Origin of the sequence: Photobacterium salinisoli (assembly GCF_003614885.1) — a bacterium.
GTDB lineage: Bacteria > Pseudomonadota > Gammaproteobacteria > Enterobacterales > Vibrionaceae > Photobacterium > Photobacterium salinisoli.
Genome location: NZ_QZMS01000011.1, coordinates 609625 through 622494, shown reverse-complemented (window position 1 = coordinate 622494; position 12870 = coordinate 609625). Strand labels below are relative to the sequence as shown.

Genomic DNA, 12870 nt, shown 5'->3' with positions numbered 1-12870 from the left:
CCGTCAACCTTTTGAGACGGAGATAAGTTTATGCCTTTAGCATTATGGGCGCTCACTCTGAGCGCCTTTGCCATAGGAACCACAGAGTTTGTCATCGTGGGGCTGGTTCCCACCATAGCGCAAGATTTACATGTCAGCCTGCCCTCTGCAGGTTTGCTGGTGAGTTTGTATGCCCTGGGTGTCGCCATTGGCGCACCGGTACTGACGGCACTGACCGGCCGCTGGCCGCGTAAAATCGTGCTTTTATCGCTGATGATGCTCTTCATTGCGGGAAACCTGATGGCCTGGCTGGCGCCCGGCTATGAATCACTGATTGCGGCGCGGATACTGACTGGTCTGGCCCACGGTGTGTTCTTCTCCATCGGGTCAACCATAGCAACCAGCCTGGTCAGCAAGGAAAAAGAAGCCAGCGCTATCGCGACCATGTTTACCGGGCTGACCGTGGCGCTGGTGACTGGCGTGCCTCTGGGGACCTGGATTGGTCAGTTATTCGGCTGGCGGGCAACCTTCCTGATTGTGGCGTTACTTGGCCTGGTTGCCCTGATCGGCAGCGCCTTACTGGTACCGGCAAACCTGAAACAGTCGCCTCCAACCCGACTGAAACAGCAACTGGCGGTGTTAGTGAACCCGCGCCTGCTATTGGTTTATGCCATGACAGCCGTTGGTTACGGCGGCACCTTTGTGGCGTTTACTTATCTGGCCCCTATTCTTCAGCAGGTAACCGGCCTGGCGGAAGGAGCGATCAGTGTTATCTTGCTGATTTACGGCGTGTCTGTGGCGGCAGGTAACATCTGGGGTGGAAAACTGGCCGACAGCAAAGGGCCGGTAACCGCCTTGTTGTGGATATTTGCCGCACTGGCGTTGGTGTTGCTGGCATTCACTTTTACCGCATACAGTCCTGTGCTCGCGGTCCTGACTGTGCTGGTGTGGGGGGCATTTGCCTTTGGCAATGTGCCGGGCCTGCAGGTGTACGTGGTTCAGCTTGCCAAGCGTTATACCCCTCAGGCTGTGGATGTCGCTTCAGGACTGAACATTGCCGCGTTTAATGTCGGTATTGCGCTGGGTTCGCTGATAGGCGGTGTCGTGATTGAGCAGATGTCGCTGACCGATGCACCCTGGATTGGCGCTGTGATTGTGATGCTGGCATTTGCCTTAACCTGGGTTTCCGGCAGGCTGGATAAGCCCCGAGTGGCTGTTGCACCATCGTCTGTCTGACAACCCGAACTGAAAAGGCCCTTGTGGGCCTTTTCGCGTTTAGTGGCTGGCTCTGGAGGGCTCTCTGAAATAGGAGTTCCAGTAATACAGTGCATAGTTAGCGCCGACCCAGCACACCAGCAGGGTAGCAACACTGATTTCGATCACACCTGTCAGATTCAGGTATTTTGACAGCGCATGGTCATCCGGCAGCCACTCTGTCAATCGGTGCATGGCAACCGCACTGATCACGGAAGGAAAAGTGATCGCGGCCATGGAAGGCTGGAATCTGTATTTGAGAATGTCGATGTAACACAGGTAAACGAAGATGGTCATCGTGATGCCAATGCCCGCCAGCGCACCGGTCAGAATAGGATCGGGACTGGCCAGATTTGTCAGGTACGCCGTCAGCGACAGGTTCACCGGGGCGGCCATGATGGTCAGGGTGGGGCGAGCGACCCGGGGCAGGCGACCGGCAAAGCATAAGCGGTACAGCACCACGGGCAGCATAAAGAAGTAAATTGCCACACAGGCATTGGTCATAAAGATGGAAAATTCAGCGTAGCCCAGCTGTGAGCCTGCCAGCGTACCACTGATCGCGCCAACGGGATAAAGGAACCAGCTCGGATACAAATGTATCAGACGGAAATTATTGATTTGAAAGCTGAAAAACAAAACCATCATGGTGAGGTGCAGTACCAGTGCCGGATACCACAGGACGCGGGCGCTGGCAGGGTGGACGCCTGCCAGGTAATCAGCCAGTACCAGCATTGTCATCGACATAGGCGCCATCAGGCTGCCGTACAGCGGATGGTGTAAATCTGACAGAAACAGCTTGGGATTGAGCAGGTATTTCATTACTACAGGAATGAGCAGGCAGGCGCCAATCAATGCGCAAACAGAACGGACATGAATACCGAATTCAGGATAAAACAGTGACCAGGCAAGCCCGGTGCCCGTAATGGCTAATGCCAGTGCTGCCTGGGCGGTGGGGACCTGAATAAATGCTTTGCCGAGTGCCACAATCTCTCCTCTTTTTCTGTCCTGCTGGCGGGTGTTGACCCTGAATTTAAGCGGAGGATTCTACACTATATAGTGAAAAAATGATGCTGATTGCTCACTGTTACTGAGCAGTTTGCCAGTCGTTTGGGCTGCCTGTGAAAGGCGGATAGGTATCAGGGAAAAATCACCTAAACATCGCTGCAAAAGTTGCGAAATACAGGATTTGATACCATAGTATTAGTGAAGCGTGTGAAGTGAGAGAGTTTCATGCTCTAGCTTCTGGAGGATTTAGCTGTTCTTCGATACTCTCATGTTCCTGCTTCTTGGTTGTTTCCGGCTTCAGAGGACGCAACCGCTAAAGCACCAAGGCACTAAGACGGTGAAAACTTAGTGTTACAATTTGGAATGCAACAACACAAGACAATTAATACTTCTTCGCCAAATAACCACAATGCTCGATTGAAATGAATGACGATTATCGAGTACGGCATACTCAACGTAATGAGTGGCGAAGCCCGCGTTAAGAAAGGCCATCAGTGTGCTGAGTAGGTAGACTGAAGGTAGCAAGAAAGTACACAAGCCGCACGCAACGTGCGGCTTTTTCTTTTGCACGTTATGGGTGAATTTAGCTATCAATCGCCTGTTTTCACTTGTCTTCAAGCAAAATCACAATGAGTCGGCGCGGGCCGTGAGCGCCATAGGCCAGAGTTTGCTGAATATCGGCTGTTTTTGACGGGCCGGAAATCAGCACAACATTGGTCGGCAGCCCCTGCTGCCAGTGTTGCGTGTCCATCAGCGCAGCGAAGTTGTCGGTCAGGGAGGAATGGTTCACGATGGCAATATGGCAGGGCGGCACCAGAGACAGCGTTCTCGGTTCTGTTTCATCCGGTCTCAGCACCAGTGTTCCGGTATCCGCAATAGCGGCATGTACATGCGTGATGCCAGCATCAATGTCAGCAAACAGACTGGCTTTCCAATCTTCTATCGGCTTATCAAAAGGCACGAGGGATATATCCCGGGTCGCTTCTTCTATGTTGTTGCGATAATCGCCGGCTGTGCCAGCTGCCGTTTTACGAGCGCCCGCGTGTTTGAGAATCTGCCGGAGTTGATCGGTTAAACCACCGGATGTGCAGCGATAAATTTCAGCATGATTACCCGTCAGTTGCTCGCAGAAGCGAGCGGTACGCTGTGCGTCATTCGCTGCCTGCCAGGGGGTATACACAGGCTCGGAATCAGGCGAACCTTGGTGATCAGTATGAACATCTGCGGCCCGTAAGCGGGCCAGTATGGCCTGTCTGGCTTGACTCATTATTGCTGCCCTTTCTGTTTCTTTTTCATGAGGTGATGAAAGCTCAACGCCGCCGGCTTGGGGGGAGTCCGGCACTGAGTCCAGCTTCCGAACCTGGCGGGTAACCAGTTTCTGACCTGACCGGCCAGCCAGGTGCCAGAGTGGTACAGCGGCGCGTGGGTAGCGGCCAGTGTGAATGCTTTCATCATGATTTGCTCGGTTTTGCTGGCTGCGCACTGCTGCCCGCGTAAAGGCAGGTGTCCCGGCTCTTGCGCTAGCTTGGCATCATGGCGCAAACGCTGTAACAGTGAGGGGATGGGGATTCGTACCGGACACACTTCCTCACAGGCCCCGCATAAGCTGGAGGCTGTCACGAGATCCTGAGTCGCCTCCAGTCCGAGCAGGTGAGGTGAGAGGATTTTACCTATCGGGCCCGGATAGACAGTGCCGTAAGCATGGCCGCCAATGCGGGTATACACAGGGCAATGATTCATGCAGGCGCCGCAGCGGATGCATTGCAGCGTCTGGCGTGTTTCGTTGTCGTGGTAAGCCTGAGTCCGGCCATTATCGAGCAGGATAAGATGGACTGCTTTCGGGCCGTCCAGCTCACCCGGCTTGCGGGGAGAGGAAATCATGTTGAAGTAAGTGGTAATAGCCTGACCTGTCGCCGATCGGGTCAGCGCGCTGTAAAGGGGAGGCACGTCACTGAGGAACTCGACCACTTTTTCTATCCCGGTCACTGCGATGTGGGTATCAGGCACTGTGGTACACATCCGGCCGTTGCCTTCATTTTCAACCAGACACAGCGTACCGGTTTCGGCGACGGCGAAGTTGACACCTGACACGCCAATTGGCGCAGTACGAAACTTTTCCCTCAGTTGCTGGCGACCGGTCTGAATCAAGGCGTCCACATCTGTGGTAGGAGTGAAACCGTCAAGATGCCCGGCAAAGGTATCACTGACCTGCTGCTTATTTTTATGGATCGCCGGCATGATGATATGCGATGGAGTATCACCGTCGAGCTGAATGATGTATTCCCCCATGTCGCTTTCGAGGCATTGAATATCATGCCTGGCCATTTGCTGGTTAAGGTTAATTTCCTCACTGACCATGGATTTGCCTTTGATCATCAGCAGCGGCTGATCTGAGGGGGAGTGAACGCTTTGCGCGATGGAGAGAAACAGCGCATTGGCGTCTTCAGCATTTTCAGCCCAGTGCACCTGAATACCATTGGCGGTGCAGTTGGCTTCAAGCTGCTCAAGTAACTCTGGCAGTTTGCGCAGGCAGCGTTGCCGGATGGCTTCAGCCTTGTCGCGGATGGCGCTTTCTTCTTTGGCATCGGCAAAGGCGGCTTTTCGTTTGTCTTGCAAGTAGTCCATCGCGCCACGAAAATTCTGCCGTAGCTGAGGATTGGCTAAAGCATCAGCAGCCTGCTGGTGGAAATATTCGGGCTGGTACTTACTCATGATGCCCTCCGGTTCGCTCCAGCAAAAAGCTGGCAAGATGCCGGCCCTGTAATGATTTCCTCTGGTACGACAAAGCACCGTTGATATTGAGCAGGCAGCCCCAGTCTGCGCTGACCAAATGGTCGGCAGCGGTTGCGCACAGCTGGCGGGTTTTATCTTCTACCATCGCCTGGCTGATATCAGGATGGCGCACTGAGAAGCTGCCACCAAAGCCGCAACATTCACTTTCACAAGCCTGCTCACGGAGCTCAACTTTCTCCAACTGGCTGAGAAGCTGGCCGGCACTCACATGCACCTGCATTTCACGCCGCGCCGCGCAGGAGGTATGCATGACCACTGAGGTCGGCCCGCCTGAGTCCCGCCATTGTACCCGGCAGACATTGACCAGAAACTCCGTCAGTTCAAACACGCGATCACTAAAGGCCGCCACTGTTTGCTCGTGTTCGCTGTCTTTAAACAGCCGTAAATAGTGATGATGCATCATGCCCCCGCATGATCCGGATAAGATGACGACTGGCCAGGGCTCTGGAAACAGCGCTATCTGACTGAGTGCAATCTGACGCGCTTCGCGATTGTAGCCACTGCTGTAGGCGGGCTGTCCGCAACAGGTCTGCCCGGGGACAAAAGTGACGGCTATGTCCTCGCGTTCCAGCAGGGATATCGCATCCAAACCGGCCTGCGGATCAAACAGATCCACTAAACAGGTGACATAGAGATAAACATGCCTGGGCTTGGCGGGATAAAGGCGGCGGACTTTCATGCAGAGTCTCCATAGCGGTCAGTACCCGTGTGGGGCCATATGTCGATTGTTATCAAAATGTAACTGAATTGATACTAGCGGCAGAAGAGGAGGATAAATAGAGAAAAAATGAAAAAGTGTCGTACCAAAGCCACAGAAAGGGTCATCTCCATTCGCACTCGCCAATGGAGATGACGGAGTGAAGTCTCAGGTCTTCGGGGAGTCAGACAGTGAGATCTTTGATCTTGTCGGTTGGGCCATTTTTTTGTACCGACTTAATGCCGTTGTCTGCACCGGACTTGGATTTATACATCTCACTGCTGCCAATAACCTGGTGGTTCTTGGCCTTGAGATTGAAGTGAAATTGACCGTTTGCGGCTTCTTTTAGTTCGTACTGCTCAGCATGGGGAGAATTCGTCTGAACAGACTTGATCCCGTTATTGGCCGCCGCCTTGGTGGTATACATTTCACTTTTGAGGATAACCTCGCCGTTTGCCGCTTTCAGCACAAAATAGATCTGATCATTTTTTGCTTTTTTCAGCTCATAGCTGCCCATGTCCAACCCCTTGTTGTGTCGTGAATTTAGATAAAGATTAGTCCCGTTTTCACAAAAAAGAGTGATATTTGTCGTAAACGGGGCCATTTCGAATTGTCAGCTGATAGGGCTGGTGTAGGCACTGTGCCTTGTTAAGTGAAGCCGATACGCATCAGTACATTCTCCGGCAAAAAAAGATTCATGATTTTGACGTAAAAGGCATTTGCATTTTTTAAACGACTGTTTTGAAAAGAAGAAAAAAGTTTATCCACAAAAACAGTGGGTAACTTTGGGGATGAAGGGCGCTGCAGTTGACGATAATTTCATCGATTGAGTTAAGGGTGTTGAGGTAAAGCGTCATATTGGTCTTTCAGATTATCTAAGTGTATTAATTAGCGGGTTTTTATACTTGTCCTACACTTGTAATCAGTCGTTTTTCAACAATATGAGGATAATCGCATGAAAATAACGGCAGTGCTGGGAACCGCAGCGATATTGGCAGGAGCACTGATGGCACCCGCTGCGGTGGCCGATGAAGGCAAAGCAGTGCGTTATACAGTCGATGGTGCTGAGTACGAGGGTTACTACATTTCGCCAGCCAAAGATGCGCCACTGGTGCTGATGATCCACGATTGGGATGGCCTTACTGATTATGAAGTTAAGCGGGCGCAGATGCTGGCAGACAAAGGTTATGCCGTGTTCGCGGCTGACTTGTTTGGTGCCGGTGTTCGCCCGGAAAAGGTCGATGACCGAAGGAAGCTGACCGGCGAGTTATATCAGAACCGCGATAAAATGCGCAGTCTGATGCAAGGGGCGATTGCACAAGCCAAACAGATTGGCGGAAATACTTCAGATGCGGTGGCAATGGGGTACTGTTTTGGTGGTGCCGCTGTATTAGAGCTGGCCCGTTCCGGGACAGACATGAAAGGCTTTGTCAGTTTCCACGGGGGTCTCGATACCCCGGAAGGTCAGGATTACAGCAAGACCAAAGGTAATGTCCTGGTGTTTCATGGGGCGGCCGATACAGCCGTAACGATGGAAGAGTTTGTCAGTCTGAACAAATCGCTTGAAAGTGCCGGCATTGAAAATGAGATGATCGTTTACAGCGGGGCGCCACATGCTTTCACTGTTTTCGGATCGGACCGTTATCGTGAAGATGCCGATAAAAAATCCTGGCAACGATTTCTGGAATACCTGAGTGAACAGCGGTAACTTATTGCTCTTAAATTACATTTCTCTGAAATAAAAATAATGGGGGCAGATTTTCTGCCTCCACCGATTGAGGGCTTTCTATGTTATGTGTAACAACACCGGATGTGGCACACCGTCCTATTAAAGAAGTGTTGGGTACTGTCAGTGGCAGCGTGGTGCAATCCAAGCATGTCGGCCGAGATATTATGGCGGGTTTTAAATCCATTTTTGGCGGGGAAATCCGTGGTTACACGCAAATGCTGGTTGAAGCCCGTGAAGAGGCCATGCACAGAGCCATCGCCGAGGCTGAACACATGGGAGCGGATGCCATTGTGAATATGCGCTTTACAACCAGCACTATCATGCAGGGGGCGTCTGAGATTCTGGTGTATGGCACAGCGGTCAGGCTGAGCTGAACCTGCTTTTTCCTCCCTTCCTATTGAGTTCCGATTCTGGCTAGTTTTGCCTGGCCAGAGGCGTACACTTAGCGCATGGATGAAGAGTGGCGTGATTAACGAAATTGCGTCTGCGTAATACAGGCTGAGTGTATGAGTTTATCGCCAACCCAGTGTCAGCAAGCCAGACTGGCCAAAGATCCCCGTTATGACGGATTGTTTTTTACCGCGGTGAAAACCACCGGCATTTATTGCCGTTCGGTCTGCCCGGCGCCTGCACCGAAAGAAGTGAATGTCGAATATTTCCGCACCGCCATTGAAGCGGCTCAGGCTGGCTATCGTCCTTGTCTGCGCTGTCGTCCGGACAGTGCTCCCGGCTCACCGGCGTGGCTGGGAACCGGGGCGACAGTGCAGCGTGCTTTGTCTCTGCTGGATGAAGGGGCTTTGATGTCTCAGTCCACCGAACATCTTGCTGCTCGTCTGGGTGTGACCGACCGTTATCTGCGTCAGCTGGTTACTCAGGCTACAGGACTTTCTCCCAAAGCTTACAGCCTGTATCAGCAATGTCTGATGGCAAAAAAACTTCTGCATGAAACCCGGTTGCCCGTCACGGAAGTGGCCTTTGCCAGCGGTTTTCACAGCGTACGCCGGTTCAACGACTGTTTCCAAAAGCAGTTTTCGCTTTCACCCTCACAATTGCGTAAACAGGGCAAAGCCGAACAGGGGGCAGGCCAGGGCATCCGTTTGCAACTGGCCTACCGGCCGCCTTATGACTGGCGACAGGTGCAGGGCTTTTATGCCGCCCGCCTCATTCCCGGGCTGGAGTGGCAAACGAATAACAGCTACGGCCGCACTTTCTATTCACGTGCCGGGGATGTTGCGACACATTATCAGGGACACTTTACGGCGACCCATTGTCCTGAAAAATGCTGTTTTGATGTGGATATCCGGATTGATAATCTCAGCGGTCTGATCCCTGTGATCCGAAACATCCGCCGCTGTCTGGACCTGGATGCGGACAGTGAACGTATCGCAACCGCCATTTGCCTGGCAACCTCCTCTGTGTCTGTTTCAGAACCGGATGCCGGAATACGCCTGCCCGGTATATGGAGTCCGTTTGAAGCTGGTATGCGCGCGGTATTGGGGCAACAGGTATCGGTAAAAGCGGCGCGAAATCTGGTCGAAAAACTGGTCACGCTGAATCCGGACAGTGGTGAGGATTTCAAGTATTTCCCCACGCCGGATCAGGTGCTTGAGATGGATTTACAGCAGCTTGGCATGCCACAGAAACGCAGGGATACCCTGAAAAATCTGGCCGGTTTTGCGCAGACACACCCGCTTGGTATGGATGCGCCTGAGAAAGAACTGTTGGCGTTGCCCGGGATTGGCCCATGGACGATACATTACATGCGCATGCGGGGACACAGCGATCCGGATATCTTTCTTTCCGGTGATTTAGGTGTAAAAAAAGCGCTGGCCACGCTGGAAAAACCGGTTAATGAAACGGCCGCTGCACCCTGGCGCAGTTATCTCACTTTGTATTTATGGAGTTTGTTATGACCTCAACCCCGATGCGCACGATTCAGCGATTCCGGCAACGGATTGATACACCCATTGGCTGGCTGGCCGTGGTGGCCGATCATCAGGCTATCACGACCATTGAGTTCGACGCACAGCCTGCCCCTGACGATGTCAGTAATGCCGTCACCGAGTTAGGCGTGCAGCAACTGAACGAGTATTTCGCCGGCCAGCGTAAGCACTTTGATTTGCCGCTCTCTATGCCGGGCACCGCGTTTCAGCGTGAGGTCTGGCAGGCTCTCACGGATGTGCCTTTCGGTGTCACCTGTTCCTATTCAGATGTCGCGCGGCAAATCGCCCGGCCTAAAGCCGTCCGGGCCGTGGGCGCCGCAAATGGTAAGAACCCGATACCTATAGTGGTGCCTTGTCACCGGATTATCGGCCGCTCCGGTACCCTGACCGGTTATGCCGGCGGGCTGGATAAAAAGCGCTGGCTGCTTGAGCATGAAGGGTTAAGCATCAAAGCGTAATTTACAATGTAAATGGGGCGCTGCTCGCCCCTTATGTTGTCTTTGCGCGGCTTTTTATTCGATAAACTGTATTGAGTGGCACAAACCTCACCCTATCAAGATGATATTGAGCGTTGCAATTAATGGTTTTCTTCATTGAAAAGCGCCTTGCCAGTATCTGAGCTGACAAGGCGCGGAGGCACAGTAGAAAGATATATAGTTGATTTAGTTCAGCCCTTAGCCGGTTCTGCATCCGGTAAGGAGAGCACCAGAATTGCGGCGAAGACCAGAAAGCCTGTCATCATCATGAAAATATCGTTATACGCCATGATGTAAGCGTCGGTTTGCATGCTTTGTGCCAGACTGGCTTTGGCTTTCAGCATCGCGGTTGTCGGATCGGTACCCTGCTGCAGGTAATGCCCGGCTTGCTGTGCCAGTTGGTGCCATGCATCGTTGCTGACGCTGGGTAGGCTGGCCTTGATGTGAGCCAGATGCTCCCGCGCTTTGTTATCCAGCATGGTGGCTATCAGTGCGATGCTGAAGGCGCCGCCCAGGTTACGTAACACATTGGTGATGGTCGAGGCATCCGGTGTCTGGTGCTTTTGTATGGTCTGCATTGCGACCAGTGACAGCGGTACAATGATGAAGGGGCTGCCTATGGCTCGCAGTAACATCGACAATATCATCTGCTGGCCGCCAAAATCCTGATTCATGTGGGTATTCACATAACAGCTGATGGCGAACATGATGAAACCAAATGCGACCAGAAACTTGGGCTTAACAACTTGCGTTAGTTTGGGGATCAAAGGGAATAGCAGCAATTGAGGAAACCCCATCCACATCAGCACTTTTCCGATTTCCAGCGCGTTGTAATGATGAATTTGCGTCAGATACATCGGCAGAACAAAAATGGAACCCAGCAACGCCATGCCCAGAATTAAATAAGCCAACCCTGACATTGCAAAGTGCGGATTACTGAGCAGCCTCAGGTTCACCAGGGGTTTTGGGTGCCGCAGTTCATTGATGACAAACGCCACTAAGCTCAGGGCGGCGATAACCGTCAGTCCTATGATAAAGTGCGAACTGAACCATTCTTCCCGGTTGCCTTCCTCCAGCATGACTTCCAGACAGCCCAGGCCAACCGCCATGGTGGCGATGCCAACCCAGTCGGCATTTTTCAGGCAGCTGATATTCATGGGCTGATCATCCAGGCCATAGCGGAGCATAGCCAGCATCAGCAACGCCGGTGGCAGGTTGATGTAAAAAATGTAATGCCACGACAGATGCTCGGTCAGCCAGCCGCCAAGAGTCGGGCCGATAGACGGCGCAAAAGTGGCCGTGACGCCAAACATTGCCATCCCTATGGCGCGTTTATGAACCGGTAACAGTTGGACCACCAGTGAAAACGCCATTGGGATCAGCGCGCCACCACTGAAACCCTGCATGGCGCGAAAGGCAATCATGGAGCTCATACTCCAGGCGACAGAGCACAGCAGAGACGACACGGTGAAAATGACCGTTGTGCCAATCAGGTAGCGGCGTGCTCCCAGTGCTGTTGATAGCCATCCGCTCAGCGGGATCGCGATCATTTCTGCCACCAGATAGGAGGTGGAAATCCACGAGCTTTCATCCAGCGTGGCGGACAGCGCGCCCTGAATATCTTTCAGGGATGAGTTGGTGATCTGAATATCAAGGATTGCCATGAAAGCACCCAGCATGCCGCCCAGCAGGGCAATCCAGTGCCGGAACGGGACGTCACTCTCGGAACGCTGATCAAGGGTAGGGTTTGCCTGAGGCAGGACCTGTTCACTCATGAGCGACCTCAGCGTTTGCAAGAGTCTCTGCCCCCTGCGCAGACAGTGCTCGGGTATCTATGGTCGCGACCACAGATAACCCCGGCAGTAGCTGACCGGCGAGCTGATCAGGATGGGGGATCACAATTTTGACCGGCACCCGCTGAACAATTTTGGTGAAGTTTCCCGTGGCATTCTCGGGCGGCAGCAAAGCAAACTTTGCACCGGTGGCAGGAGAAAAACTGTCTACCACCCCGTCTAAGGTCTGACCCGGATAGGCGTCCAGTTCAACTTCTACATGCTGGCCCTGATGGATGTTGGCGAGCTGGGTTTCTTTGAAATTGGCTTCTATCCAGACGTCGCGGCTGGGCACCAGACTGAGCAGCGGCATGCCCGGCTGGACATACAGTCCGATCCTCAGGCTGCGTTTACCGACAATACCGTCAACCGGGGCATAAATACGGGTGTAACTGAGATCCAGCTCAGCCTGTTTCACCTGCACCCTGGCTTCCTGTACCGAGGCTTCCGCCTGACCTTTCTGGCTGTTCAGCACTAAAAGCTGATCTTTTGCTGCCTGCAGGCTGGCCTTCGCGGCTTCGAGCGCGGCGGCACTGACTTTCAGGTGTGAGCTGGCATCGTCGACTTCATCCTGTGACGAATAGTTTTTCGCCAGCAGGGAGCGGGCGCGGCGGTCTTGTTGCTGAGCGCGTTCCAGCTCTGCCTGTGCGGAGCTGACCTGGCTGGCGGACTGGCGAATGACGGTTTTCTGCAGTGCAAACTGGGCATTCAGGTGGTCAACGGCAGTTTGTGTTACAACCAGATTGGCTTTGGCTTTTTCCAGCGCGGCCTGATAGTCGCGATCGTCAATGGTGGCCAGCAGTTGCCCTGCTTTGACGCTGTCGTTATCACTGACATACGTTGCCTTAATATAGCCGGCCACTTTGGGGCTGATATTGGTGATCTCACCCTGTAAATAAGCATTGTCAGTGGTTTCAAAATAACGGCCGTAACTGTACCAGTAACCCCCTGCGGACACGGCGATAAGACCCAGCGTCAGCGTAACAATAAGAGGAAGGCGTGAAGATGTCTTTAAAGCTTGCTCGGTCATGAGAATTCATATTGTTGTGATTTATGTTTGGGCGTGAATTGTAAAAAATTATGAATTAGTTTATTAGATAGGAAATATCGAAAACACTGTTGCGGATTTTTCACTAATAGTGTTCTTGCTTGCTGCATTCGT

At 52.8% G+C, this 12870-nt stretch carries 12 protein-coding genes; 5 read left to right on the top strand and 7 right to left on the bottom strand.

From position 1 onward, the window contains the following. Positions 1-30 precede the first annotated feature (30 nt). Positions 31-1215 carry an MFS transporter gene (locus tag D6M16_RS14230; protein WP_120512517.1) on the top strand — a complete coding sequence of 395 codons (1185 nt, stop codon included), beginning with the start codon at positions 31-33 and terminating at the stop codon, positions 1213-1215. Between the two features lie 39 nt (positions 1216-1254). Here D6M16_RS14230 and D6M16_RS14225 read toward each other — a convergent pair whose 3' ends face one another. The 5 genes from D6M16_RS14225 to D6M16_RS14205 form a co-directional block, all read right to left on the bottom strand. Beyond that, positions 1255-2220: a TDT family transporter gene (locus D6M16_RS14225; protein ID WP_120512516.1), complete on the bottom strand. Its 966-nt coding sequence runs from the start codon at positions 2218-2220 to the stop codon at positions 1255-1257. Positions 2221-2842: 622 nt separating this feature from the next. Beyond that, complete coding sequence (locus tag D6M16_RS14220) at positions 2843-3505, bottom strand: LutC/YkgG family protein (RefSeq protein ID WP_120512515.1); 663 nt, start codon at positions 3503-3505, stop codon at positions 2843-2845. Beyond that, on the bottom strand, positions 3505-4950 hold the full coding sequence (locus tag D6M16_RS14215) for a LutB/LldF family L-lactate oxidation iron-sulfur protein (protein ID WP_120512514.1): 1446 nt from the start codon (positions 4948-4950) through the stop codon (positions 3505-3507). Before D6M16_RS14215 ends, D6M16_RS14220 begins: the two co-directional genes overlap by 1 nt. Continuing rightward, the gene (locus D6M16_RS14210) at positions 4943-5710 is read right to left on the bottom strand and encodes a (Fe-S)-binding protein (protein WP_120512513.1); all 768 of its coding nucleotides are present in this window, start codon (positions 5708-5710) and stop codon (positions 4943-4945) included. Before D6M16_RS14210 ends, D6M16_RS14215 begins: the two co-directional genes overlap by 8 nt. A gap of 202 nt (positions 5711-5912) precedes the next feature. Further along, a complete protein-coding gene (locus D6M16_RS14205) occupies positions 5913-6245 on the bottom strand; it encodes a YegP family protein (protein ID WP_202602042.1) in 333 nt (110 codons plus the stop codon). Between the two features lie 438 nt (positions 6246-6683). On the opposite strand from D6M16_RS14205, the gene D6M16_RS14200 reads away from it, so the two are divergent. From D6M16_RS14200 to D6M16_RS14185, 4 genes are all read left to right on the top strand, one after another. Further along, positions 6684-7436, top strand: a complete 753-nt coding sequence (locus D6M16_RS14200; RefSeq protein WP_205576896.1) for a dienelactone hydrolase family protein — start codon at positions 6684-6686, stop codon at positions 7434-7436. 80 nt (positions 7437-7516) lie between these two features. After that, positions 7517-7831, top strand: a complete 315-nt coding sequence (locus D6M16_RS14195) for a YbjQ family protein (protein WP_046221044.1) — start codon at positions 7517-7519, stop codon at positions 7829-7831. A gap of 132 nt (positions 7832-7963) precedes the next feature. Next, the gene (locus D6M16_RS14190) at positions 7964-9370 is read left to right on the top strand and encodes a DNA-3-methyladenine glycosylase 2 family protein (protein WP_120512511.1); all 1407 of its coding nucleotides are present in this window, start codon (positions 7964-7966) and stop codon (positions 9368-9370) included. Next, positions 9367-9858, top strand: coding sequence for a methylated-DNA--[protein]-cysteine S-methyltransferase (locus D6M16_RS14185; protein ID WP_240435622.1), 492 nt, complete (start codon positions 9367-9369; stop codon positions 9856-9858). The genes D6M16_RS14190 and D6M16_RS14185 overlap by 4 nt, the downstream gene beginning before the upstream one ends. 209 nt (positions 9859-10067) lie before the next feature. Here D6M16_RS14185 and D6M16_RS14180 read toward each other — a convergent pair whose 3' ends face one another. Together D6M16_RS14180 and D6M16_RS14175 are read right to left on the bottom strand one after the other, a co-directional pair. Further along, the gene (locus tag D6M16_RS14180; RefSeq protein ID WP_120512510.1) at positions 10068-11651 is read right to left on the bottom strand and encodes a DHA2 family efflux MFS transporter permease subunit; all 1584 of its coding nucleotides are present in this window, start codon (positions 11649-11651) and stop codon (positions 10068-10070) included. Next, positions 11644-12738, bottom strand: a complete 1095-nt coding sequence (locus tag D6M16_RS14175) for an HlyD family secretion protein (RefSeq protein WP_120512509.1) — start codon at positions 12736-12738, stop codon at positions 11644-11646. Before D6M16_RS14175 ends, D6M16_RS14180 begins: the two co-directional genes overlap by 8 nt. Positions 12739-12870: the final 132 nt, after the last annotated feature.

Excerpts from the sequence above, each read along its gene's own strand:
- D6M16_RS14230 (WP_120512517.1), top strand. The coding sequence starts at position 31 with ATGCCTTTAGCATTATGGGCGCTCACTCTGAGCGCCTTTGCCATAGGA.
- D6M16_RS14220 (WP_120512515.1), bottom strand. The coding sequence starts at position 3,505 with ATGAGTCAAGCCAGACAGGCCATACTGGCCCGCTTACGGGCCGCAGAT.
- D6M16_RS14215 (WP_120512514.1), bottom strand. The coding sequence starts at position 4,950 with ATGAGTAAGTACCAGCCCGAATATTTCCACCAGCAGGCTGCTGATGCT.
- D6M16_RS14210 (WP_120512513.1), bottom strand. The coding sequence starts at position 5,710 with ATGAAAGTCCGCCGCCTTTATCCCGCCAAGCCCAGGCATGTTTATCTC.
- D6M16_RS14205 (WP_202602042.1), bottom strand. The coding sequence starts at position 6,245 with ATGGGCAGCTATGAGCTGAAAAAAGCAAAAAATGATCAGATCTATTTT.
- D6M16_RS14200 (WP_205576896.1), top strand. The coding sequence starts at position 6,684 with ATGAAAATAACGGCAGTGCTGGGAACCGCAGCGATATTGGCAGGAGCA.
- D6M16_RS14195 (WP_046221044.1), top strand. The coding sequence starts at position 7,517 with ATGTTATGTGTAACAACACCGGATGTGGCACACCGTCCTATTAAAGAA.
- D6M16_RS14190 (WP_120512511.1), top strand. The coding sequence starts at position 7,964 with ATGAGTTTATCGCCAACCCAGTGTCAGCAAGCCAGACTGGCCAAAGAT.
- D6M16_RS14185 (WP_240435622.1), top strand. The coding sequence starts at position 9,367 with ATGACCTCAACCCCGATGCGCACGATTCAGCGATTCCGGCAACGGATT.
- D6M16_RS14180 (WP_120512510.1), bottom strand. The coding sequence starts at position 11,651 with ATGAGTGAACAGGTCCTGCCTCAGGCAAACCCTACCCTTGATCAGCGT.
- D6M16_RS14175 (WP_120512509.1), bottom strand. The coding sequence starts at position 12,738 with ATGACCGAGCAAGCTTTAAAGACATCTTCACGCCTTCCTCTTATTGTT.